Annotated in this window: 25 protein-coding genes and 1 pseudogene; 14 read left to right on the top strand and 12 right to left on the bottom strand. The window is 59.6% G+C overall.

Going from position 1 to position 23,115, the window contains the following annotated elements; all coding sequences use genetic code 11:
* Positions 1-46 precede the first annotated feature (46 nt).
* The 3 genes and pseudogenes from AC4PS7_RS05000 to AC4PS7_RS05010 all read right to left on the bottom strand — a co-directional run bounded on the left by AC4PS7_RS05000 (position 47) and on the right by AC4PS7_RS05010 (position 2,431).
* Positions 47-931, bottom strand: a complete 885-nt coding sequence (locus AC4PS7_RS05000; RefSeq protein ID WP_373422441.1) for a methyl-accepting chemotaxis protein — start codon at positions 929-931, stop codon at positions 47-49.
* A pseudogene (locus AC4PS7_RS05005) lies at positions 917-1,573 on the bottom strand (HAMP domain-containing protein); the annotation flags it as partial. The pseudogene AC4PS7_RS05005 and the gene AC4PS7_RS05000, both read right to left, overlap by 15 nt.
* Positions 1,574-1,624: 51 nt before the next feature.
* Positions 1,625-2,431 carry a TatD family hydrolase gene (locus tag AC4PS7_RS05010; RefSeq protein ID WP_187517346.1) on the bottom strand — a complete coding sequence of 269 codons (807 nt, stop codon included), beginning with the start codon at positions 2,429-2,431 and terminating at the stop codon, positions 1,625-1,627.
* A gap of 236 nt (positions 2,432-2,667) precedes the next feature.
* Here AC4PS7_RS05010 and AC4PS7_RS05015 point away from each other — a divergent pair, with 236 nt between their 5' ends.
* From AC4PS7_RS05015 to AC4PS7_RS05025, 3 genes are all read left to right on the top strand, one after another.
* Positions 2,668-4,089, top strand: a complete 1,422-nt coding sequence (locus AC4PS7_RS05015) for an MltF family protein (protein ID WP_038452984.1) — start codon at positions 2,668-2,670, stop codon at positions 4,087-4,089.
* Positions 4,090-4,192: 103 nt separating this feature from the next.
* Positions 4,193-4,627 (top strand): DoxX family protein, encoded by a 435-nt coding sequence (locus tag AC4PS7_RS05020; RefSeq protein ID WP_010211891.1) that lies wholly within the window; start codon positions 4,193-4,195, stop codon positions 4,625-4,627.
* A gap of 247 nt (positions 4,628-4,874) precedes the next feature.
* Positions 4,875-5,183, top strand: coding sequence for a hypothetical protein (locus AC4PS7_RS05025; RefSeq protein WP_010211889.1), 309 nt, complete (start codon positions 4,875-4,877; stop codon positions 5,181-5,183).
* Between the two features lie 4 nt (positions 5,184-5,187).
* On the opposite strand, the gene AC4PS7_RS05030 is transcribed toward AC4PS7_RS05025, so the two are convergent.
* From AC4PS7_RS05030 to AC4PS7_RS05040, 3 genes are read right to left on the bottom strand one after another with little or no spacing between them, the layout of a single operon-like run.
* The gene (locus AC4PS7_RS05030; RefSeq protein ID WP_045791167.1) at positions 5,188-6,918 is read right to left on the bottom strand and encodes a Gldg family protein; all 1,731 of its coding nucleotides are present in this window, start codon (positions 6,916-6,918) and stop codon (positions 5,188-5,190) included.
* A 15-nt stretch (positions 6,919-6,933) separates the two neighbouring features.
* A complete protein-coding gene (locus AC4PS7_RS05035; protein WP_044286856.1) occupies positions 6,934-7,659 on the bottom strand; it encodes an ABC transporter permease in 726 nt (241 codons plus the stop codon).
* Positions 7,656-8,582 carry an ABC transporter ATP-binding protein gene (locus AC4PS7_RS05040; protein ID WP_044286858.1) on the bottom strand — a complete coding sequence of 309 codons (927 nt, stop codon included), beginning with the start codon at positions 8,580-8,582 and terminating at the stop codon, positions 7,656-7,658. The genes AC4PS7_RS05035 and AC4PS7_RS05040 overlap by 4 nt, the downstream gene beginning before the upstream one ends.
* Positions 8,583-8,801: 219 nt before the next feature.
* Between AC4PS7_RS05040 and AC4PS7_RS05045 the strand changes: the two genes are divergently transcribed.
* Together AC4PS7_RS05045 and greB are read left to right on the top strand one after the other, a co-directional pair.
* Complete coding sequence (locus tag AC4PS7_RS05045) at positions 8,802-9,773, top strand: hypothetical protein (RefSeq protein ID WP_010211883.1); 972 nt, start codon at positions 8,802-8,804, stop codon at positions 9,771-9,773.
* A gap of 113 nt (positions 9,774-9,886) precedes the next feature.
* On the top strand, positions 9,887-10,360 hold the full coding sequence (gene greB, locus AC4PS7_RS05050; protein WP_010211882.1) for a transcription elongation factor GreB: 474 nt from the start codon (positions 9,887-9,889) through the stop codon (positions 10,358-10,360).
* Positions 10,361-10,405: 45 nt separating this feature from the next.
* On the opposite strand, the gene AC4PS7_RS05055 is transcribed toward greB, so the two are convergent.
* Positions 10,406-12,916, bottom strand: coding sequence for an ABC transporter permease (locus AC4PS7_RS05055; protein WP_183701463.1), 2,511 nt, complete (start codon positions 12,914-12,916; stop codon positions 10,406-10,408).
* Positions 12,916-13,599: an ABC transporter ATP-binding protein gene (locus AC4PS7_RS05060; RefSeq protein WP_005786391.1), complete on the bottom strand. Its 684-nt coding sequence runs from the start codon at positions 13,597-13,599 to the stop codon at positions 12,916-12,918. Before AC4PS7_RS05060 ends, AC4PS7_RS05055 begins: the two co-directional genes overlap by 1 nt.
* Positions 13,600-13,609: 10 nt before the next feature.
* Between AC4PS7_RS05060 and AC4PS7_RS05065 the strand changes: the two genes are divergently transcribed.
* The 3 genes from AC4PS7_RS05065 (at position 13,610) to AC4PS7_RS05075 (ending at position 15,608) form a co-directional block, all read left to right on the top strand.
* Positions 13,610-14,215 carry an arylesterase gene (locus AC4PS7_RS05065; protein WP_010211880.1) on the top strand — a complete coding sequence of 202 codons (606 nt, stop codon included), beginning with the start codon at positions 13,610-13,612 and terminating at the stop codon, positions 14,213-14,215.
* 58 nt (positions 14,216-14,273) lie between these two features.
* Positions 14,274-14,567 carry a hypothetical protein gene (locus AC4PS7_RS05070; protein ID WP_010211879.1) on the top strand — a complete coding sequence of 98 codons (294 nt, stop codon included), beginning with the start codon at positions 14,274-14,276 and terminating at the stop codon, positions 14,565-14,567.
* A 72-nt stretch (positions 14,568-14,639) separates the two neighbouring features.
* On the top strand, positions 14,640-15,608 hold the full coding sequence (locus tag AC4PS7_RS05075; RefSeq protein WP_010211877.1) for a L,D-transpeptidase family protein: 969 nt from the start codon (positions 14,640-14,642) through the stop codon (positions 15,606-15,608).
* Positions 15,609-15,742: 134 nt separating this feature from the next.
* On the opposite strand, the gene oprI is transcribed toward AC4PS7_RS05075, so the two are convergent.
* The gene (oprI, locus tag AC4PS7_RS05080; RefSeq protein ID WP_003172710.1) at positions 15,743-15,994 is read right to left on the bottom strand and encodes an outer membrane lipoprotei OprI; all 252 of its coding nucleotides are present in this window, start codon (positions 15,992-15,994) and stop codon (positions 15,743-15,745) included.
* 612 nt (positions 15,995-16,606) lie between these two features.
* Between oprI and AC4PS7_RS05085 the strand changes: the two genes are divergently transcribed.
* Positions 16,607-16,888 carry a GNAT family N-acetyltransferase gene (locus tag AC4PS7_RS05085; protein ID WP_003189869.1) on the top strand — a complete coding sequence of 94 codons (282 nt, stop codon included), beginning with the start codon at positions 16,607-16,609 and terminating at the stop codon, positions 16,886-16,888.
* Positions 16,889-16,951: 63 nt separating this feature from the next.
* Here the strand turns inward: AC4PS7_RS05085 and AC4PS7_RS05090 are convergent, their stop codons facing one another.
* Positions 16,952-18,028 (bottom strand): 3-deoxy-7-phosphoheptulonate synthase, encoded by a 1,077-nt coding sequence (locus tag AC4PS7_RS05090; protein ID WP_010211874.1) that lies wholly within the window; start codon positions 18,026-18,028, stop codon positions 16,952-16,954.
* 130 nt (positions 18,029-18,158) lie between these two features.
* Entirely contained in the window at positions 18,159-18,593 is a 435-nt protein-coding gene (locus tag AC4PS7_RS05095) for a PilZ domain-containing protein (RefSeq protein ID WP_010211873.1), read from the bottom strand.
* Here AC4PS7_RS05095 and AC4PS7_RS05100 point away from each other — a divergent pair.
* The 5 genes from AC4PS7_RS05100 to cysB all read left to right on the top strand — a co-directional run bounded on the left by AC4PS7_RS05100 (position 18,592) and on the right by cysB (position 22,507).
* Positions 18,592-18,978, top strand: coding sequence for a YbbN family protein (locus AC4PS7_RS05100; protein ID WP_010211871.1), 387 nt, complete (start codon positions 18,592-18,594; stop codon positions 18,976-18,978). The genes AC4PS7_RS05095 and AC4PS7_RS05100 overlap by 2 nt on opposite strands.
* Positions 18,975-19,937, top strand: a complete 963-nt coding sequence (locus AC4PS7_RS05105) for a putative 2-dehydropantoate 2-reductase (protein WP_021492248.1) — start codon at positions 18,975-18,977, stop codon at positions 19,935-19,937. The genes AC4PS7_RS05100 and AC4PS7_RS05105 overlap by 4 nt, the downstream gene beginning before the upstream one ends.
* A 15-nt stretch (positions 19,938-19,952) precedes the next feature.
* On the top strand, positions 19,953-20,858 hold the full coding sequence (locus AC4PS7_RS05110; protein ID WP_010211867.1) for a 5'-nucleotidase: 906 nt from the start codon (positions 19,953-19,955) through the stop codon (positions 20,856-20,858).
* A gap of 70 nt (positions 20,859-20,928) precedes the next feature.
* Positions 20,929-21,429: a universal stress protein gene (locus tag AC4PS7_RS05115; protein ID WP_010211866.1), complete on the top strand. Its 501-nt coding sequence runs from the start codon at positions 20,929-20,931 to the stop codon at positions 21,427-21,429.
* A 103-nt stretch (positions 21,430-21,532) separates the two neighbouring features.
* Positions 21,533-22,507 (top strand): HTH-type transcriptional regulator CysB, encoded by a 975-nt coding sequence (gene cysB, locus AC4PS7_RS05120; protein ID WP_010211864.1) that lies wholly within the window; start codon positions 21,533-21,535, stop codon positions 22,505-22,507.
* Positions 22,508-22,628: 121 nt separating this feature from the next.
* Here the strand turns inward: cysB and AC4PS7_RS05125 are convergent, their stop codons facing one another.
* Positions 22,629-23,111, bottom strand: a complete 483-nt coding sequence (locus AC4PS7_RS05125) for a GreA/GreB family elongation factor (RefSeq protein WP_010211861.1) — start codon at positions 23,109-23,111, stop codon at positions 22,629-22,631.
* Between the last annotated feature and the right edge of the window lie 4 nt (positions 23,112-23,115).

The following is a 23,115-nucleotide window of genomic DNA, read 5'->3' on the forward strand; positions in this document are numbered from 1 at the left end:
TAAACTGAGGCTCGGTTGTAGGAGGGAGATTACAGGTTGAACAGTCCTACAGCTTCAACTGCCCAATCGCCTTGCTCAGTTCTCCGGCCAGGGTGGCCAGTTGATTGCTGGTGGTCGCCGAGTCGACGGTCTGCTGCACCGTGTTCTCGGTCACGTCGCGAATGCTGACGACCGCGCGATTCATTTCTTCGGCCACGTGGCTTTGCTGTTCGGCGGCGACGGCGATCTGGGTGTTGCTTTCGCGCATCTGCGCCACGGCACCGGTGATTTCGGCGAGCGCGGCGCCGGCCTCCTGGGCTTGATGCACGCAGTCGTCGGCCTTGAATGAGCTTTCCTGCATGAAGTCCACCGCGTCGCGGGTGCCCGCTTGCAGGGCCGAGACCATGCGGGTGATTTCATCGGTGGAGCTTTGCACGCGCTTGGCCAGGTTGCGCACTTCGTCGGCGACCACGGCGAAGCCACGGCCCATTTCTCCGGCGCGGGCGGCTTCGATGGCGGCGTTGAGGGCGAGCAGGTTGGTCTGCTCGGCGATGCTGTGGATCACGCTGACCACGCCGTTGATTTTCTGGCTGTCTTCGGCGAGCTTCTGGATCATTACGGCGGTTTGTTGCACGCCGGTGGACAGGCCGGCGATCGAGCGTTGTACCCGGGTGACCACTTCCTGGCCGCTGCCGGCGAGGGTATCGGCGGTCTGGGAGAGATCCCTTGTGGCGCCTGCGTGTTGGGCAATGTGATGAACCGTTGCAGTCATCTCGTTGATGGCGGTGGCGGCCTGGTCGGTTTCACTTTGCTGGCCGAGCATGCCGTGCTGTACCTCGTTCATGCTGCTGGCCAGCCGTGCGGCGCCATCGTCCAGTTGCCGGGCGGTGTGCGCCACGGTGTTCACGACGCGCTGGTAACCGGCCTGCATCGCGTTGAACGCGCTGGCCATCTGGCCGACTTCGTCCTTGCACGCCAAGGGCACGCGAGCCGACAGATCGCCGGTGTTCTCTACATGCAGCATCACGTCCTTGAGGGTGTTGAGCTGGCTGAGCAGGAAGCGGATCAGCAATTGCGACGCGCCGAGCATCGCCAGCATCAGGATCAGGACCGCCACTGCATAATTGGCGAAGCGTTCCTCGAACACTTGGCTCAAGCTGGGCGCGTAGGCAAGGACGGCAATGTATTGACCATCAGGGCGGGCGACGACTTCAGCGCCCAGCAGCGGGTTATCACCGAACACGGGCATAGGGTTGAACTCGACCCAACCCGTGGCGCTGCCCAGGGCTGACAGATCCTGATCGGTCAATTGTGGGATTTGGCCGCGCTTGAACGTCAGCCAGTGCTCGCCCTTGGGCAGTGTTTCCCCTGCCGGCCAGGCGTCTAGCAGCCGCGCTTGTGCCTGCGCCGAGGCGTGGGAGGCCGTGCTGCGCGCCTGTTGTTCAAGTTGCACGGCATACAGCACCAGCAGCAAAGTAGTGATGAATGCGACCGCGTTGACGGCCCAGAATTTGTACTTCAGCGAGATATTGCTAAGCCAGGCACCCATGGAAGGTTTTCTCTGATAGCGGAAACAGCATTGGCAAGGTGCCATTATTGTGCCGCTATCGAGTCAAACGGTTTTGACGTGGGTCAATGCACCGCATCAATCCACTTCAGGCAGTCCAAAAAAGCGACGGGCGCATGCCGTGCTGTGGCGGGCGAGGTCTTCCATGCTTTCGTTTCGATGCAGGGCGACTTCGCGCAGGACTTCCGGTAGGTACGCCGGCTCATTCCGGCCATTTTTCGGCTTGGGGCGCAGGGTGCGTGGCAGCAGATAAGGGGCGTCGCTTTCCAGCATCAGACGCTCACGAGGAATTTCCCTGACAAGTGGGTGCAGGTGTGTCCCACGGCGTTCGTCGCAGATCCAGCCGGTGATGCCGATGTGCAAGTCCAGGTCGAGGTAGCTGAACAACGCCTGCTGTTCGCCGGTAAAGCAATGCACCACGGCGGCAGTGAGATGGTCGCGGTAGTCCTTGAGAATTTCCAACAGGCGCTGGTTGGCGTCACGTTCGTGGAGGAACACCGGCAACTTCAGCTCGACGGCCAGGGCCAAGTGTTCTTCCAGGACTTTTTCCTGCTGCGGTCGCGGGGAGAAATCCCGGTTGAAATCCAGCCCGCATTCACCCACAGCCCGTACGCGGCTTTCGCTGAGCAAACCGCGCAGACGCTTGGCGCTGTCGCCGTTCCAGTCGCTGGCGGAGTGGGGGTGGATACCCGCGGTGCTGAACAGGCGTTGGCCGCTTTTATCCAGTTTTTCGCATAACTCCAAGGCCTGTTCGCTACCCTCGATGTGGGTGCCGGTGAGCACCAATTGCTGTACGCCGGCGGCGTAGGCTCGGTCGAGTACAGCCTGGTGCTTCTCGTCGAAACTGGAGTTGGTCAGGTTGACGCCGATATCAATGAGTTGCATGGTGCTATCTCCGCCTGCGGCCGGAAAGCATATCAGAGCTGTAGATTTATAAGAAAAACGAAGAACTACAACGAGTTATAGCTGTCTTTGAACGTCGCAAGTTCATTGTGGTGGGCCGAACGCCTTACCCTGTGCCACCGTTGCGCGCAAAGCCTGCGCATAAAGCGCTCTGTTTCTGACACCCACCGCCTCGTTTTTCGCGAGCGCGTTGGCCAGTATTCTTTTCCGGAGAGCGGATGATCCGACCCTCGGCGTTGCTTATGTTGTGCCTGACGTTGCTGCTGCCCGTGGCGGCGGTTGCGCGTCTGGACGGGCCGCTGGAAGTGACCAAGCCCGGCAAGGTCCGCGACCTGGCAGAGATTCGCTCCAGTCGCACCCTGCGCGTATTGGTCAACCAGAGCCGTAACAGCTCCGGCGAGGTCCAGGGCCAGGCCATCGGCGTCGAATACCATCGCCTGCGCGCCTTCGAGCAATACCTCAATGGTCATGCCCGTGATGGCCAGGAAATCAACCTCAAGATCATTCCCAAGGCCAAGGACCAGTTGCTCGGCGCCCTGGCCCGTGGCGAAGGTGACCTGGTGGCACCGGGTGAATTGCTTGATGTGAAGGCGGCGCACAAGATCAGCGCCAGCGATCCGATTGTCAGCGATGTGCCGCTGTGGCTGGTGGGTGTGAAGGGCGAGCGGCGGTTCACCAAACTGGAGCAACTGTCCGGTCGCACCCTGGCGCTGACCACCGGGAGCGCGGCGGCGGATGCCATCAGCCAGGTCAATCAGAAGCTGGCGTTGCACAAGCAACCGCCGGTGAAAGTGGAGTGGGTGGACCCGACCCTGGCTGTGGAAGATGTACTGGAAATGGTCCAGGCCGGCATTTTTCATCTGACTATTGTTGAAAAGCCGATTGCCGAACGCTGGTCGAAGATCCTGCCCAAGTTGCGATTTGATAAGCAGGTAGCGATCAGCGAGCCGGGCGACGAATACTGGTTCGTGCGCCAGGATGCCTCGATGCTGCGGGCCAGCATTGATCGATTCCTCAAGACCTACCGGACGCCGGCCGACCAGGATGTGGCGTTCCAGCGTATTTACCGGCGTCTCTATCAAGTACGCAACCCCCTGGCGCGCGTTGACCGCCAACGCCTGGAAAAACTGCGCCCGGTATTGCAAAAACATGCCCGCGAGCAAGGCATGGATTGGCTGAACCTGGCGGCACTCGCTTTCAAAGAGTCGGCGCTTGATCCGGGTGCACGCAACAGTGGTGGTCCCACCGGCCTCATGCAGATCACGCCGTCCGCGGCGCAGCGAGTGGGGGTCAACAATATCGAGAGCCTTGATAGCAATGTGCAGGCGGGTGCGCGCTACCTGGCGATGATCCGCCGCAAGTTCTTTGCCAGTCCCAAGCTCAACGAGCGCGAGCGTATGGCGTTTGTACTGGCGGCCTACAACATGGGGCCGGAACGGGTGCAGGGCATGCGCACCGAAGCCAAGCGCCGGGGGCTGAACCCGAATCAGTGGTTCTTCCAGGTTGAACGCATCGCCATGGAGCAAGTAGGGATGGGCGGCGTCAGCTATGTTAATAGCGTCAACAAGTACTATTTGGCGTTCGAGAGGGAGCGAGAGTCCCTGGAGCCGCCAGCGCCGAAAATCGCCTCACGGAAGTAATCGATTTAATCGATATTAATCAGGCATTTTTTCGGCTTTTATCATTGCCTAAACTGATTAATATAGCGGCCAACCACCCCCTACTTAGAAAAGGATTATCACCATGAGCCCACTGATCAACAGCATCCTGGCCACCCGCGCCGGTTACGGCCTGACCATTTTGCGCATTGTCGTCGGCATCATTTTTGCCGCCCACGGTTCGCAGAAACTCTTCGGCTGGTTTGGCGGCTACGGTCTGGCCGGTACAGCCCAGTGGATGGAAAGCATCGGCCTGGCGCCGGGTACTCTGATGGCGCTGTTGTCGGGCGGCACCGAGTTCTTTGCTGGCCTGGCGTTGATTATCGGCCTGCTGGCTCGCCCTGCGGCACTGGGCCTGACCATCCTGTCGCTGGTGGCGATCTTCTCGGTGCATATCCATAACGGCCTGTTCATGGCCAACAACGGTTATGAGTTCGCGCTGGCCTTGCTCGGTGGTTCGCTGGCGGTGCTTCTGGAAGGCGCCGGAAAGCTGTCTGCGGATCGCGCCATCGCCAACTGATCCCCGTAGAACCTTCAAGAGGCCCGCCATGTGCGGGCTTTTTGCTGATCTGGATTCTTGACACCGGCCCTCCGGCTTCTCTAGGATGCCGCTCATGCGCCGATTTAAACAGCTAATTGCGGGGCGCCATGGGTGATCGTTATCGGTCCCGACAGAAGCATGCTCCATGCTTCGAAATTCCGCTAAAGCGCTGGTTCGGTGTTGCCTCTCACCTGCCCGCAGACTTTTGAGGCAGAGACACGACACGATGAATGCACTACGCCCCCTGATACGCCTGGCTCCGATCACTGCGGACCTCACTCAACGCAATCCTAAAATCCTCCTGGGCGGCAAGCACCAGCCGACGCTGTTGCGTTACCTGGACGGCTGGCCGCGTCGTACGGGCCGACCTTCCGCGTTCCTGATCCAGTTTGTCGAAGATGGCGATTCCCTTGCGCGGTTTGCCAGCAACAGTTTCGACCTTGCGGTTATCCAGGCGCCAAGTGCAAGCGACGCCGATGAGGTCATCCGTCAGTTGACCCGCATTGCTCGGCAAGGGCTGATCGCCCGTCGTTGAGCGTTCAGTGAATCACACTGCCGGCTTTGAGACGACGACGGCGTTGGCCCAGAAAGACCATCCAGGCGATCAGGCATAACGTCAGGGGTATCGCAAAGGTCACGACCAGTTTTATAGCCCACTCCATATGGCGTACCTGGGCATAAGCTTCGAGCTCCAGGGCATGCAGCTCCATGGGCAGGCGCAGACGCTCCTTGTTGAGCGCCTGCAACCGCGTGGTGGTATCCACTGCCTGGGTGCCGAGGGCGGTTGTCCACGGGCTGAGGCGTTGCCATTCTTGTTCCGTGCGTTGCAGACGCCGCTCCAGTTCGCCGGCTTTCACGCGATAGGCCTGCTTCGCGACTTTGCGCATATCTTCCAGCCGGTTTGACGAACGTTCCTGCGCCACGCGCGGGCGAATGGCGGCGAGTGTGTCGGGGGCGGACAGGTTGTCCAGCGTATTCAAGACAAACAGCGCGTTGCCGTCCGGCGCGGAGTTGTTGACCTTGTCCATGAGCATGTCCGTGTCAGCAACCACCACGACATGAATATTGGCCGCTTTTTGCAAACCGGGCGGCAGCCCGTTGATGCCATCGGGAAACACCGAATAGCTCGGCCCCTCGATACGCGCAGCAATCACATGAGATCGTTCCTGATTCGACGCCTCTTCCATCAATGCGTCGATCTTGGCTGCGCTCGTGAGGCTATTGGCATCCAACAGGACAGACTGTTCGGAACTTTGCAGGATCGGGGTGAAGGTCGTGCGGCTCTTGCCCAGTTGGGAGAGGGCGCCACTGCTCGATACCGTCACCCTATTGAGGTTCCAGGTACTGATGTCATTTGTGTTCATCGCCTGGCGGGGCAGGTTCAACCGCACCTGATTGGGCGCGCCCGGGGCTTCCCGTGGCGTGTAGAGGTCGTCGACCACCAGCTTGTTCGTCGGCATCTGGATACCCCAGGCCGCCAGCAATTCGTTCAGCCGAGTGTTTTCTGGGGGAAGGTTTGAACGTTGTTCAGTCAACGGGTCGATAAACAACATCAATCTGCCACCCCTCAAGACAAATTGTTCTATTGCATACAGGGCTCGCTCAGACAACGCCTGTGGGTGCACGACCAGCAGCGTTTTGATCGGCTGGGGGACGGATGCGGCACTCGGCTCCAGGTTGACCAGGTCGAACGCCTGCCGCAGTTCCTGCAACAGCCGGCTCGCAGATTCGTCCATCGCCAGCCCCGACAGTAACGCAACGACCGGGCGCTCCGGGTGCTGCAATTTATAAAGCAGATGGCCGATTTCATACTCAAGCAAAGGCTCTTGGTCGAGGCTGAAGGCGCCGATGCGCCGCACACCGTGACCGACACGGGTGCCGATGAGGCCGAGAAAACCCGCATTGTCGTCAAGTCCTGACAGTCGGGCTTTGTAGGCGTCCTCCGAAAAAGGGGCCGGTTCAATAAGGTGCAGGTTGATCATGCCATTGGCCGTTTCCTCATATTCCTTGAGCAGGTCTTCAATGCGCTTGCTGTAGCGTTGTAGCGCGTAGCTTCTTTTCAGGTTGTTGTTGGAGTTGAAATAATACAAGTCCACCGGGTCTTCCAGTGCAGTCAGCAGCTGTTTTACGGCAGGCGCTAAAGTGTGGATTTTTTGCTCGGAAAGGTCCCACCGTAGATCAGGCAGTTTGCCTACCCAAACCAGATTGAACGCCAGGAAAAGCAGGAGGGTGACGGTGAGTGTCATGCTGGTGCGCAGCGAGGACCGCATTAAGAGTTTCCCTTCTCAGCTGTGTTTGTAGTTGAGGGTGACAGTCGTCGCAGTGAGAAAGGCGAGAATCATACTGATGAAGTAAAGCGTGTCCCGAAGTGTGAGTTTCCCATCATCGATGTTGCTGAATCGCAACGTAGGGCTAAGTGCTGCCAAGCTGTCAATCAGCGCGATAGGGGCTTGATGTTCAAGCGCATCCAAGATGGCAGAAAGCCCGCTGGCTGTCAGAAGCAGGCCCAGGGTCAATCCGAAAACGACGGTGCGTTGGCGTACAAATGCACAAATAAAACAACCCACCGACAAGTAACTGCCCGCGAGTAACCAACTAACGACCCATTGCGAAGCAATAACGCTGTTGTCGGGCTTGCCCAAGTAGTTGGCGATGATGACCAGAGGAAACATCAGTAACAGGGCTGTGCCTGCTACGAGCCAGGCGGCGAGGAATTTTCCGATCACCCATTCATAGGTTGTGATGGGCATGGTTTTCATCAGCCCGAGAAAACCTGCACTGGATTCATCCGCCCAGAGTTGCGTGGCCAAGGCAGGCGTCAGTAACAAGTACAACCAGGGGTGAAACTGGAAGAAAACCTGCAAGTCACTGCTGTTCTGTTCTGGCCACGGGCTTACGTATCTTCCCAATGTCACTGACAGTATCAGGAAGACGGCAATGTGCAGGTAAGTACTGGGTGTGCAGGCATAACTGGCGAGCTGGCGCCTTAAAATGATCGGTAATAATTTCAACGGGGCGCCTCCTGGCTCAGGTGGTGGACCACATCATTCAAGCGACCTGGTTCCAGGCTCAATGAGTTGATTTTCCAGCGGCGACTGGCAATCAGCGTGTTGATATGGGGATAGATGGTGTGCCCCGGCATGGCGAGAACGGTCACCGTGCCGGGTGCATGTCGATGCTCTTCGATGCCAGCCACGCCGGGCAGTACGGCCAGCGCCAGCAGGTCCAGTGGGGTGTCCGCGGCCAAGGTGACGGCCTGGAAATGACGCGAGTCGCGTTGTAGATCAGGCAGTGGGGTGTCGGCGACCAGGCGACCACCCGCGATGACAAGTGCACGTGTGCAGAACTCGGACAGTTCATCGCAATGACGAGAGGCGATGATCACTGTCATTTCTTGCGTCAATGACTGGATAAGCCCCCTGAATGAATGCTTCTGATCAGGCGCGAGCCCTTCGGTTGGTTCATCCAGCAGGAGTAGGGCAGGGCTGTGCAGGATGGCCTGGGCGATGGCGACTTTGCGTTTCCAGCCGATGGAGAGCGCATCGAGGGGGGCATTGAGCACCGCAAACAGATCCAGTCGCGCTACCGCCTGTTCCAGCCGCGCGCGTTTGTCTGCGCCGTGGAGGCCGCGAACGGCCGCGATGAATTTAAGGAACGCGCTGACGGACATCGTTGGATGGCCAAGGTCCATGGACAGTTGATAGCCAACGCGTTGTTTTGCTTTAAGTGCGTGGGTTTGTATATCGAACCCCTGGATTTTTATATGACCGCTGGACGGCTGCGTTGAACCTGCTAATAGGTCGAGCAGGGTAGTTTTCGCCGTATGATCCTGCCCGAATAATCCCAGGCATTCTTGTTGAGTGGCGCTGAATGAAAGGTCGCTGAGTATGGTTGTGTTACCCGTGTGTTTTGTCAGGTTGCTTATTTCGATCATTTTTTTTACCGAAAAAGTTTGGCATGACGTAAGGGGCGTGAAAAAAGGGTACGGGTAATGGCCACTTTTGGGAATGTCGATAACGCTTATTAAGAGAAGTCCTACGCGCCGGTTAGACAGGCCGCTGAAACAATGTGCTAGGTTTCGGAATGTCCAATTTTTGAATGTTTATTTATTGTTTAGATAAACTTCTGCCCTGCACAATGAGGCCTGAATGCCATGATGTTGCTACGTACCCTTGTTCTTGAGCGCAACGGTCAAGATGCTCCAGTTAACGGTGCACTGCTCTGTGGGTTTGCCGTAGGTCAGACGGCCTCTAACTTTCTTGTCTACAGTATGGATGAGGAAGTAGAGCCGGAAAGTTCCAGGGTTTATATCGCCGTGTTACGTAAGAAAGTTGATCGCTACTTCCTGGGCGCGGTTGAGTCCAGGGAAGATCTGCAGTTGGCATTACATGTGTTTAAGCAAATTCTGACGTTGGCCGCTTCGGGAATGAAGGCGGGCGGGGTTACGGAAACCCAGGTGCCCTATCATTTTGTTGATTTGAAAGGCTGCAAGCTGCCGCCTGCCAGGCCCGAGGACCATCATTCGGTGATCATCAAGAAGGCGCTGGTGATGAAGGTGATCACCCTGGGCATGTCTGCGCCGACGCTGCCGGCGATCGAAAGCGCTTCAGTGATCGTGCCATCCATTCGTTTCTCGTCGCAAATGAGTTCATCTCCCAAAGCGATGACCCCTTCCGAGCCCGTCCGGGCACCTGTGCATCAACAGTCCGTTGAGGAAAGCCGACAGCTACCTGTCGAGGCTCCCTCAATGATGGCGCCGGCCTCACCGGCCGATGGGTTGGAACCACTGAAACGCCCACCGCCCGAAGACCCCAGTACGCTGTTCGAAGTGGACAGCACGTTGACCAATCTGGCCCGTGTTGCTCAAGAGCTGACTCAGCAAAAATTGGCAGCCATCGAACGGGAATCGGCACTTGAGCAATGGCAGGCGCGATTGCAGCAGGAGCAGGAACAATTGGATCAGAAGGTTCGAGAATTGGAACAACGCACCACTCAATTGCATGATCATTCGCTTGCTGTCAGCCAGAGGACCGAAGCCCTGAAGGTGATGACATCGCAGGTATCGGGCTTGCGACAGAGTTTGCGGGGAGTACTGCTTGAGCTGGATCAGGCGTTGGATGGCTAGACTGGCCTGGCTACTTTCGCCGGTTCATTTATCATCAACGCCAGCCAGCCGGCGCCTGGGCTTTGAGCACAGGCGGATCGGCACCTATGGACATTGCCTCGGGATGCAAGCGTTTGAGTACCAAGCTGATTACCAAAGAAGGTCATGAAGCGCTGAAGAAGGAGCTGGATTACCTGTGGCGCGAAAAGCGCCCGGACACCACGCGCAAAGTGACCTGGGCGGCCTCGCTGGGAGATCGCAGCGAAAACGCCGATTACCAGTACAACAAGAAGCTGCTGCGTGAGATCGACCGTCGCGTGCGCTACCTGCGCAAGCGCCTGGAAGACATGCGTGTGGTGGAGTACATGCCCGAGCAAGAGGGCAAGGTGTTCTTCGGTGCTTGGGTAGACATCGAAAACGAGCAGGGTGAGACCAAGCGTTTTCGCATTGTCGGCTATGACGAGATTTATGATCGAATGGACTACATCTCCATCGATTCACCCATGGCGCGTGCGTTGTTGCGCAAGCAGGTAGACGATGAGGCTATCGTGCAGACCCCGAGCGGAGAAGTGTGCTGGTGGATCACCCGCATCGAATATGTGAAGTGAGCGAAGTCGGCCCGCATTCAGTAATGAACGCGGGCCGACTGCGTTTCAGCCTTCGCGTAGCACGGTCAGTGGGCTGGCATTGAGCGCACGACGAGTGCCAAACACACCTGCACCACCGATCAGTACGGCACCGATCACCGGCAGCAGCAACAGCCACGGATGAGGCTGCCAGGCCAGGTCAAACGCATAGCGATACAACACAAAGGTCACCAACTCGGTCCCGAGCGCTGCGAGCAGGCCACTCACGGCACCCAGCAAACCGAACTCGATGCGCCTGGCCTTGACCAATAGCTTGCGCTCGGCGCCCAGTGCGCGCAGCAGTGCCCCTTGTCGGATGCGCTCATCCAAGGTGGCTTGCAGGCCGGAGAACAGCACCGCCATCCCCGCCGCCAACACAAACAGCAGCACGTATTCCACCGCAAGGGTCACTTGCGCAAGGATGCTGCGCAACTGCTCCAGCAGCGCCTCAACCTGCAAGATGGTCACCGCCGGGAAGGCCCGCGACAGGTCGACGATCTGCTGGTCATGCCCTGGCGCCAGGTAGAAGCTGGTCAGGTAGGTGGTCGGCAGATCCTTCAAGGTGCCCGGTTGGAAGATCATGAAGAAGTTGGGCTGGAAGTTGTCCCAGTTGATGGTCCGCAGGCTCGTCACCCGCGCTTCACGATTTTCACCGCCGACCGTGAACACCAGGTGGTCGTCGAGCTTGAGCTTGAGGCTTTCCGCCACCTTGGCTTCGACAGAGACGCCAGGGACTTCATCGGTGGGTTGTTGTGACCACCACGAGCCCGCGGTCAGGGAGTTGCCCGGCGGCAGTTCGGCGGCCCAGGTCAGGCTCAGGTCGCGTTGCACCGCGCGATCACCGCTGGAGTCCTTGCTGACGATTTCCTGTACGGGTTCGCCGTTAATACTGATCAAACGTCCCGGCACCACCGGATACAGCGGTGCGGATTGCGCTTGCAGTTCCAGCAGGCGGGCGCCAAACGCGTCCTTGTCGGCTGGCAGGATATTCAAGGCGAAATAGTTGGGCGCATCCTTGGGCAACTGGTTTTGCCAGGTGTCGAGCAACTCGCCGCGCAACAGGGCGATCAAGCCCATGGACAGCAGGATCAAGCCGAAGGCCAGGGATTGACCCGCCGCCGCCAGTGGGTGACGCAACAGTTGGCCCAGGCCCAGGCGCCAAGGCAGTGACGCGCGAGCCAGCAGGCGACGCAGGCTTTGCAACAGCAGCAGGAGCAAGCCGCCGAGTATCAGCGCAGCGACCACGCCGCCGCCCAGCAGGGCGAAGGTCAGCACCAGGTCGAGGCTCAGGCGCCACATGATCAGGCCCAAGGCAAACAGCGCCGCGCCATAGACCATCCAGGTACTGGAAGGAATCGGCAGCATGTCGCGACGCAATACCCGCAGCGGTGGCACACGACCCAGTGCGGCCAGGGGCGGTAGGGCGAAACCGGCGAGGGCGACCAGCCCTGTACCGATCCCGGCGATCGCCGGCAGCAGCCCACCGGGTGGCACGTCCGCCGGCAGCAGGTCGTGGAGGAAATAGAACAGGCCAAACTGCGCCAGCCAGCCGAGCACGGCGCCGGTGAGGCTCGCCAGCAGTCCCAGTACGCTCAGTTGCAGGCTGAACAGCAACATGGCTTCGCGTCGCGATAATCCCAGGCAGCGCAGCAACGCACTGGCGTCAAAACGTCGGGTTGCGAAGCGGTTGGCCGACAGCGCCACGGCCACACCGGCCAACAGCACGGCCACCAGGCTGGCCATGTTCAGGTAGCGCTCGGCCTTGCCCAGGGCGCCGCCGATCTGCTGGTTGCCGTCCCGGGAGTCCTGCAAGCGTTGGTTGGCGGCGAGGCCTGGCTTGACCAGGTCTCGATAGGTCTGCAGCACGGTGCTGCCCTGTGGGCCGCGCCACAATTCGCGATAACTCACGCGGCTGCCGGGCTGCACCACACCGGTGGCGTCCAGGTCCGCCAGGTTGATCATCACCCTTGGCGTCAGGCTGTAGAAGTTGCCGGCGCGGTCCGGCTCGTAGGTCAGCACGCGGGCCAGGCGCAGCGTCTTCATGCCCACATCGATGCTGTCGCCGACCTTGAGGTCCAGCGCGGTCAGCAGGCGCGCTTCCACCCAGGCTTCACCGGGTTTTGGTCCGCCGCCTGGGGTTTCAGCGCCAAAGGGGGCCGCCGCGCTTTTCAGTTCACCGCGCAACGGGTACTGCTCGTTGACTGCCTTGATGCTGGAGAGCTGGATGCCGTTATCGGTGGCAATGACGCTGGAAAATTCCACGATGCGGGCGTGATCCAGGCCCAGTTCGGTGCCTGAGCGGATTTGCTCCGGTCGTGCGGGCGAGCTGCCTTCCAGTACCAGGTCGGCGCCGAGGAACTCGGTGGCGCGCAACAACATGGCGCCATTGAGACGCGCACCGAAGTAACCGATGGCGGTGCTGGCTGCCACGGCCACCAGCAGGGCGAAGAACAACACGCGCAATTCGCCGGCGCGGGCGTCGCGCAGCAATTGGCGCATGGCAAGGCTGAACAGGCGCAACAGCGGCAAACGTGCCATCAAGGCTCCAGGGGCGCGACCATCAGGCCGGCTTCAAGGCGGATCAGGCGTCGGCAACGGTGGGCCAGACGCTCGTCGTGGGTGACCAGCACCAGGGTCGTGCCGCTCTCTTTGTTGAGTTCGAACAGCAGGTCGCTGATGCGCTCGCCGGTGTGGCTGTCGAGGTTGCCGGTGGGTTCATCGGCAAACAGCACGTCCGGTTCTGCGGCAAAGGCGCGGGCAATCGCCACCCGTTGTTGCTCGCCACCGGAAAGTTGGCGCGGCGAGTGGGTCAGGCGTTGGCCCAGTCCGACGCGCTCAAGCAAGTGTCGGGCGCGTTCTCGGGCGTCTTTGCGGCCGTCCAGTTCCAGCGGCAGCATGACGTTTTCCAGCGCGTTGAGGCTGTCGAGCAATTGGAACGACTGGAACACGAAGCCCACGTGCTCGGCACGGATGCGTGCGCGCTGGTCTTCGTCGAGGGTGCTGAGGGCTTGCCCGGCGAGGGTGACTTCGCCGCTGCTGGGCAGGTCCAGGCCGGCCAGCAGGCCGAGGAGGGTGGATTTGCCGGAGCCGGAGCTGCCGACGATAGCCAGGCTATCGCCCTTGTTCAGTTCCAGGCTCAGTTCGTGCAGGATAGTCAGTTCACCTTCCGCGCTGGGAACCACTTTGCTAAGGTTCCGCGCGGTGAGAATGCTTGCGCCCATGGAGAATCCGATGCGAATGTGGTTTTTGAGTGCTGGCCTGGCCTTGATGTGCATGGCCCAGAACGCAGCGGCGGGTACAGTCCTGATCGTTGGCGATAGTATCAGTGCCGGTTTCGGCCTGGATACCAGCAAAGGGTGGGTTGCCCTGCTGCAACAACGGCTCAAACAGGAAGGTTTCGACGATAAAGTGGTCAACGCTTCCATCAGCGGGGATACCAGCGCCGGAGGCCTGGCGCGGCTGCCGGCGGCGCTTGCAGAGCATAAGCCGGACGTGGTGGTGATCGAGTTGGGTGGCAACGATGGCTTGCGCGGCCAGCCACCCGCGCAATTGCAACAAAATCTTGCGTCGATGATTGATCAGTCCAAGGCCGGCGGTGCCAAGGTGCTGTTGTTGGGGATGCAACTGCCACCCAACTATGGCCCGCGATACACCACCGCATTTGCCGAGGTCTATGGTGCGTTGGCCAAGCAAAAAAACGTCCCGCTGGTGCCGTTTTTCCTCGACGGCGTGGGCGGGCATCCGGAGCTGATGCAGGCCGATCAACTTCACCCGGCGGTCGGCGCACAGAATAAGTTGCTGGAAAATGTCTGGCCGACGCTAAAACCGCTGTTATGACGCTTTTCTACCGGCAGGCTTTCGGCTAAGGTGGCGCCCCCCCGATTTGGAGCCCCCGATGTCGCGTCCTGCCTGGTCCCTGTTTAACTACCAACTGATCGAGCCGGACGAGCAGCTGGACCTGTTCGCCTGTCAGGAAGTGCGGGTGCATCTGGTGGCGCGTCAACTGGAGCTGGGGGGCTCCATCGATCGCACACTCTGCGGCACGCTCTTGCCTGCGCAACCGCGCTGGTCGCGGGTGGATCGTTCGATTTTCCAGGACCAGCGCCTGTGCCCTTTGTGCCGTGCGATCCTGGAGTCCCAGAAGCGGGGTACGCCGCCGATCTGGCCGGAGCTGCGTTTCGAGTTGTAGGGGGCAGCTAGAAGCGCGCTTCACGTATACAATCGATGTTTACCTACCCGTCGTCTGCGAAGGATTTACCGGATGTTGTCGCGCCTTTCCGTCGTCACCTGCTGCCTGTCTCTCGCTGCACTCTGTGCGGCCGGTTCTGCGTCGGCCCTGCAGTTGCCCTTGCCACCGCCGGGTGAAGACATCGTCGGCCAGGTCCAGGTGATCAAGGCCAAGTACGAAGACACCTTTGCCGACCTGGGCACCACCTATGACCTGGGTTACTCGGAGATGGTCGCCGCCAACCCCGGCGTGGATGCATGGTTGCCGGGCGCGGGCACCGAGATCGTGCTGCCGACGCGCTTCATCCTGCCGCCGGGCCCGCGCGAAGGCATCGTGATCAATCTGGCGGAATACCGACTCTACTACTTCCCCAAGGGCCAGAACGTGGTCTACACGTTCCCGTTGGGGATCGGTCGTGAAGGCTGGGGTTCTCCTATTGCCCACACCAGCATCATCGCCAAGACACCCAACCCGACCTGGACGCCGCCCGCGTCGATCAAGGCCGAGCACGCCGCCAATGGTGACCCGCTGCCCAACGTGGTGCCGGCCGGCCCGGACAATCCGCTGGGTCCGTTCAAGTTCACCCTGGGCACGCCGGGTTACCTGATCCACGGTTCCAACATGAAATTTGGTATCGGCACGCGTACAAGTCACGGCTGCTTCCGTATGTTCAACAACAACGTGTTGGAGATGGCGGGCATGGTGCCGGTGGGGACGTCGGTGCGCATCATCAACGATGCCTATAAATTCGGTCGCAGTGGTGGCAAGGTCTACCTGGAAGCACATACGCCGTTGAATGATGACGGGACGCCGTCGGTGGTCGACAAACACACCGCTGTCATCAACGCCTTGCTCAAGCGTGAAGACTTGGCTAATCAATTGCGGGTGAACTGGGACCAGGTGCGCGACGTGGTCGCGGCGGAAGATGGTTTGCCGACGGAGATCGGCGAGCCTGGCGCGGCCTCGGTCGCCGTGAGCGCGCCGATCGACCTGCAGCAATAAGTCGCTCGATCATAAGCCCGCCACGGTCTTGCGCCGGGGCGGGCTTTTTATTGCCCGAGATTGAGGTACACACCCCAGGCAATAAAAAAGCCGACCCATAAATGGATCGGCTTGATAACAACCCCGAGGGATTATTACTTGCGGCTAGCTTTTTCAAGCATACGCAGAGCGCGCTCGTTAGCTTCGTCAGCAGTCTGTTGTGCTTTTTGAGCAGCAGCCAGAGCTTCATCAGCTTTACGGTAGGCTTCGTCTGCACGGGCCTGGGAGCGAGCTGCTGCGTCTTCAGTTGCAGTCAGACGAGCTTCGGTTTCTTTGGAGACGCTGCTGCAACCGGTAGCCAGAACTGCGGCCAGAGCCAGAGCAGAGAATTTCAGAACGTTGTTCATCGTGTTCCCCTTCAAGGACTTTCTATTAGATAGCTAGTTCGCCCAGAGTGAGCTAATAGCCGGCGTACATACTACCCATTACTTGTAGTAAGTAAACTGACGTAGCGCAAGAAGCAAAAAAAATTCTCGCGCCGAATCTATTTTGGCTAATCTTTTGGAGGTTTGTATAAAAACCGTCCAATTTTTTCGAACAGGCGAAAATTGGATCCAGGCTGAAAGGGCCGGCCCGCATGTGTTAAGCCTTGCAAACAGATGAAATTTTATATATCCACGCTGATACTTCCGTTCAGCATGGCTTTGCGTTGTCCTGCATCTTTTACGCATGTAGAGGTGACTTTAAGAGCGCCTGTTCGTCTTAAGGTTCAAGTGCCGGCAATGTTCAGGCTTTCGATCCCAGGTTGATCGGAGCCCTTTCTATATCCACCAGCGGCAGCGGATGACGAGTGCGCCTTGAGCAATTTCAGGATTGGTGCCTACTATTCCCTACGTGCTGGTTGTAAGCGCTCAGGGTTTTCTCGTTGTCGAAACCGGCACGGGGTGGCGTAGATGTTCCTTCGCCGGAAAAACATCGGTAAGGTAGGGGTCAGAAACCAAGACCCGCGAGGAGTAGTGATGAGCGAGGCGTTGTCCATCCACCATGACCAGGCTGGTCATCAGTTCGAGACCAATGTGGACGGTCATCGTGCCTATCTGACCTATATGGACCTCGGCAAACAGACCCTGGACATCTATCGGACCTTCGTGCCCAACGCACTGCGGGGCCGTGGGATTGCGGCGGCATTGACCGAGGAAGCCTTGAAGTTCGCCGAAGAGGCCGGTTACACGGTGATCCCGTCCTGCTCCTACGTCGAACGCTACATGGAGCGCCACCAGCGCCATGCCGCCAAGCTGTAAGACATAGACAATGCAATGAAAAACGCCGGGCTCAGCCCGGCGTTTTTGTGTGCGCAGTTTAAATCAGGTGCGTTTGCGCTTAGGCAATACGTCCTTGAGCTTGGCGTGCATGCTGCGCAGGGTGTTTTCGGTGGCGGACCAGTCGATGCAGGCATCGGTGATCGACACGCCGTACTGCAAGTCGGCCAGGTCTTTTGGAATCGCCTGGCAACCCCAGTTCAGGTGGCTCTCGACCATCAGGCCGATGATCGACTGGTTGCCTTCCAGGATCTGGTTGGCAACGTTTTCCATCACCAACGGCTGCAGAGCCGGGTCCTTGTTGGAGTTGGCGTGGCTGCAGTCGACCATGATGTTCGGCTTGATCTTCGCCTTGTTCAACGCCTGCTCGCACAGCGCAACGCTGACCGAATCATAGTTGGGCTTGCCGTTGCCGCCACGCAATACCACGTGACCGTAGGCGTTGCCCTTGGTGGTGACGATGGACACGCCACCTTCCTGGTTGATACCCAGGAAGCGGTGTGGGCTGGAGACCGATTGCAGCGCGTTGATCGCCACGGTCAGACCGCCATCGGTGCCGTTCTTGAAGCCCACGGCCGAGGACAGGCCGGACGCCATTTCACGGTGAGTCTGGGATTCGGTGGTACGTGCGCCGATGGCCGACCAACTGATCAGGTCCTGCAGGTACTGCGGGGAGATCGGGTCCAGGGCTTCGGTGGCAGTGGGCAGGCCCATCTCGGCCAGGTCCAGCAGCAATTGACGACCGATGTGCAAGCCGTCCTGGATCTTGAACGAGTCGTCCAGGTACGGGTCGTTGATCAAGCCTTTCCAGCCGACGGTGGTGCGCGGTTTTTCGAAATAGACGCGCATCACCAGGTACAGCGTATCGGACACTTCCGCCGCCAGTACTTTCAGGCGTTCGGCGTACTCATGGGCAGCCTTCAGGTCGTGGATCGAGCAAGGCCCGATGACAACGAACAGGCGGTGGTCGGTGCCGTCGAGAATGTCACGGATGACTTCGCGGCCCTTGGTGACGGTCTGCAGGGCAGCGTCGCTCAGGGGGATTTCGCGCTTGAGCTGATCGGGTGTGATCAGGGTCTCGTTGGATTCGACGTTTAGGTCATTGATCGGTAAATCAGCCATCGTGTTACTCGTCAGGGTCACGGGTGCCGGCCGCCAGCCATCCCCGTGCGGCGGAGCACAGCATGATTTGAATGCAGGGGGAGGAACCTTAGCGCGTAACACGGGCCCGCGACAATGGGCAAAGCCCGCTTTAATCCAGTGCTGGCGCCACAAAGGCCTCATGGGAGAACTCGCCCGCATGGCGCGATACCCACTCGCGGGCGAGGGCTTCGAGTTGCTGGGGTGTCGGCTCGGCATCTTCGTGCTGGCGGCAATAGCGCTGTATCCGGCATGCTTGCTCACCCATGCGGGCACCGAACAAGGCATGTTCGTCGGTAAACGAGATACCGACGCGGTAGCCGGTTTCCACCTTGCGGCACCACGCCACATAGCCCGGATAACGCGCGCTGGCGCCCAGGGAGGGGATGTGCAGATCAACCGCCGTGCCTTCGCGCCAGGCACGTGGCCAGTCGCAGGCGATGCCGCCCAGGCCGCTGGTGTGCAGGCGTTGGCGGGGGATAGCAGGAGAGGGGCGTTGGATTAACTCGACAGCGACATCATCAGGGTGAGGTAAAAAACGACCCATGTACACGGACTCCGAGCACCGTCCAATTGACGGCGGTGGCAGCAGTATAGTGAAGGAACTGGAATTGACCGACCTGGATATTGACCAGCAATTGCTGGGATTGCCAGGTATTTCGCTCGTTGTGTTTACGAGCCAGGGGTGTTCCAGTTGCCGTTGGGCGCGCCAACAGTTGCCGGGCTGGCCGTTGCCAGTGGACCGCGTGTGCTGGGTGGACGCCGGGCAGAACGGTGGGGCGGTCGAACGCTACCAGATCTTTCATTTGCCGGCGCTGTTCGTGGTGTGCGAGGGTCAATTCCTAGGGCAAATACACACACGTCTTACGCGTGACGACGTTTTCGACTCAGTAAAACAGGCACTCACCCGTCCACCTGAGGAATTGCCATGACAGCAGTTACACCCCAGTCGCCGCGGATCGGCATCATCGGCACCGGCGCCATCGGCGGTTTCTACGGCTTGATGCTGGCGCGCGCCGGTTTCGATGTGCACTTCCTGTTGCGCAGTGAATACGCGGCGGTCAGCGAGCACGGCCTGCATCTGAACAGCACGGTGCATGGCCCCTTGCACCTGCATCCGGTACAAGCGTATGCCCGTGCGGCCGATATGCCGCCGTGCGACTGGTTGCTGGTAGGCACCAAGTCGACCGGCAACCTCGAGCTGGCCCCGACCCTCGCCCAGGTGGCCGCGCCGGATGCCAAGGTGGTGCTGCTGCAAAACGGCCTCGATGTCGAAGACAGCCTGCGTCAGCACCTGCCCGCATCGCTGCACCTGCTGGGTGGCCTGTGCTACATCGGCGTGCACCGCTCTGCCCCCGGCGTGATCGAGCATCAGGCGTTAGGCCGGGTAAACCTGGGTTATCACAGTGGCACGGCGGCCAATGATGGTGCCGCCCAACAGGCGATCGTCGAAGCCGGCGCAGCGCTGTTTCACAAGGCTGGCATTGAGTCCCAGGCCATGGCCAGCGTGCATCAGGCCCGTTGGCACAAACTGGTGTGGAACGTGCCCTACAACGGCCTCTCGGTATTATTGGGCGCGGGCACCACGGCCATGATGGCCGACGAGTCCAGTCGCGCGCTGATCCAGGCGCTGATGGCCGAAGTGATACAGGGTGCCCACGCCTGTGGTCATGACATCCCGCAAAGCTACGCCGAGCAGATGTTCACCATGACCGAAACCATGGACGACTATCTGCCGAGCATGTACCACGATCACGTGCACAAACGCCCGCTGGAACTGGCGGCGATCTACGCCCGGCCACTCGCTGCCGCCAAGGCTGCCGGGTGCGAACTGCCGCGGGTGCAGGCGCTGTACCAAGCCTTGAGTTTCATTGATCGACATAACCGCTGAGTTCGAGGGCACACGATGGCAAAGGGATTGGGCGACAAACTGGTGCTGGCGATCTCGTCGCGGGCACTCTTTGACTTGAGTGAAAGCCACAAGGTCTACCTGGCCGAAGGGGTCGAGACTTACCGCCAGTACCAGATCGAACACGAGGAGGAAATCCTCGAGCCCGGTGACGCTTTCCCGCTGGTCAAGAAGCTGCTGAGCCTCAATGCCCGTCTCGGCCGTGCCCGGGTCGAAGTGGTGTTGGTGTCGCGCAACAGTGCCGACACTGGCCTGCGCGTGTTCAATTCAATCCAACATTACGGCCTGGATATTTCCCGCGCCGCTTTCGTAGGCGGGCGTAGTCCTTATCCTTATCTGGCAGCGTTTGGTTGCCATCTGTTTCTTTCAACCCACGCTGAAGACGTGCGCAGTGCCCTCGATGCCGGGTTTGCAGCGGCGACGATTCTGTCCGGCGGTCCGAACCGTGCCTCCAGCGAAGAACTGCGCATTGCCTTCGACGGCGACGCGGTGCTGTTCTCCGATGAGTCGGAACGCGTGTACCAGGCCGGGGGCCTGGAGGCGTTCCAGGCCAATGAGCGGGAGTCGGCGCGCCAGCCTTTGCACGGCGGTCCTTTCAAAGGGTTTCTGGCGGCACTCAACTTATTGCAGCGCGAGTTTCCCGATGAGGCCTGCCCGATCCGCACCGCCTTGGTCACTGCCCGTTCGGCGCCGTCACACGAGCGGGTGATTCGCACCTTGCGTGAATGGGATATTCGCCTGGACGAGTCGTTGTTCCTGGGCGGCCTGGAAAAATCCGCGTTCCTGGAGGCGTTTGCTGCCGATGTGTTCTTCGATGACCAGGCCGGGCATTGCGAGAAAGCCATGGAGTTTGTCGCCACCGGGCATGTGCCCCATGGCATCAGTAATGAGGTGAAGCTGTAAGTCAGTCGAAGTCAGCGAGGCGCTGCTAAGCTGATTTCATCTCCGCCATCCTGGCCGCCCAGGAGGTTCTATGATTCGTTCGATGCTGTACGCCACGGACCTCGGTCTGTATGCGCCTTATGTGATGCAGCATGCGCTGGCGCTGGCGCGGACGTTCAAGGCGGACCTGTATGTGATTCACGTAGTCGAGCCCATCGGGCTGTTCGCCGAATCGGTGTTACAGAGCTACCTTGATGAGAAGGCCCTGAGTGAGTGGCAAAGTCAGGGGGTGACCACGGTCATGGCGACGATCGAACAGCGGGTGCTGGACAGTTTTCGCGAGGAGTTGGGTGACGGGGAGCAAGACCTGAAGTTGATTCGCTCGGTACGGGTGATCCAGGGGGACCCGTGCGAGGTGATACTCGACCAACTGCGCAAACTTTCCGTAGACCTGTTGATCGTAGGTAGTCATAGCCATGCAACCGCGGCGGCCACGCCGTTGGGGCGCACGGCTGCTCGGGTGCTGCAGTTGTCTACGGTGCCGGTTTACCTGGTGCCTTCGTTGCAGCGTCGACGCAGTGAGGACGTGTGATGGTTGGGAACGATAAAAAGTTCTAGATTTATCCATCGAACCTTTAATATAGTTATATACCGTCGCTGATACCCGTGGCGTCTATCTGCTTTGAGGGACACATATGAAGCTTCAACAACTGCGCTACATCTGGGAAGTGGCGCACCACGACCTCAACGTTTCCGCTACCGCTCAAAGCCTTTACACCTCGCAACCCGGTATCAGCAAGCAGATCCGCCTGCTCGAAGACGAGCTGGGCGTTGAAGTGTTCGCGCGCAGTGGCAAGCACCTCACCCGTGTCACCCCGGCCGGTGAGCGCATCATCACCACCGCTGGCGAGATCCTGCGCAAAGTCGAAAGCATCAAGCAGATCGCCCAGGAATTCTCCAACGAGAAGAAGGGCACCCTGTCCATCGCCACCACCCACACCCAGGCGCGTTATGCGTTGCCGCCGGTGATCCGCGATTTCATCAAGCAGTACCCGGACGTGGCCCTGCACATGCACCAGGGTTCGCCGATGCAGATCGCCGAGATGGCCGCTGACGGCACCGTCGACTTCGCCATCGCCACCGAGGCCCTGGAGCTGTTCGGCGACCTGGTGATGATGCCGTGCTACCGCTGGAACCGTTGCGTCGTCGTGCCTCAAGGTCACCCGTTGGCCAAGCTGCCGAAGTTGACCCTGGAAGCCCTGGCTGAATACCCGATCGTGACTTACGTATTTGGTTTTACCGGCCGTTCCAAGCTTGACGAAGCCTTCAGCCATCGCGGTCTTACGCCGAAAGTGGTGTTCACCGCAGCCGACGCCGACGTGATCAAGACTTACGTGCGCCTGGGGCTGGGCGTGGGCATCGTCGCCAAGATGGCGGTCGACACTGCGCTCGACAAAGACCTGGTGGTGCTGGATGCCAGCGAGCTGTTCGAGTCCAGCGTGACCAAGATCGGCTTCCGTCGTGGCACCTTCCTACGTGGCTTCATGTGCGACTTCATCGAGAAGTTTGCGCCGCACCTGACCCGTGAGGTCATGGCCAAGGCGATCCAGTGCCACAATAAGCAGGAGCTGGAAGCGTTGTTTGATGGCGTTGAGCTGCCCGTCCATTAAGTGAATGAATGCGATCCACTGTAGGAGCTAGCCTGCTCGCGACAATCGTCAACGATAACGCAGGGCGCCAGGATTAACGCGGCGTGCTTGTGTGCTTCGCGAGCACGCTCGCTCCTACAGGTTATCGGGCCTCGGTAACCGTAAAATGTTGCCGAGCGCCCGCCACCAGAATCTCCACCTCATCGCCTTCGAACTTACCCAGCAAGCTTTTGCCCAGTGGCGAGCGCGGGGTGATGACGGTCACCGGTTGCCCGACCACATCGACCTTCAAGCCCGCCGCGTCCGGCGCCAGGAACAGCCACTGCTGGCGACCGTTTTCGTCTTCCAGGCCCAGTAGCGCGCCGATTTCAATGCCCCGCTGATCATCGTAAGCACGCAGTTGCATGTTCTGGCACAGCGCCAACGCTTGCTTGATCTCCTCCACGCGTTTGGCTTGCCCCGCCGCCAGGTAGGATGCTTCCAACCCCAGGGTGTCGTATTTGTTCTCTGCGATGTTTTCTTCGTGGGTCGCGGTTTCGTAGGCGGTCTGCGCGGCGCGTTGGGCAATGTCGAGGTCGAGGGTGAGCTTTTCCAGTACGAGCGGGTGCACGGCGTGTTTATTCATGGTC

Source organism: Pseudomonas sp. DW-iso3 (genome assembly GCF_058725305.1).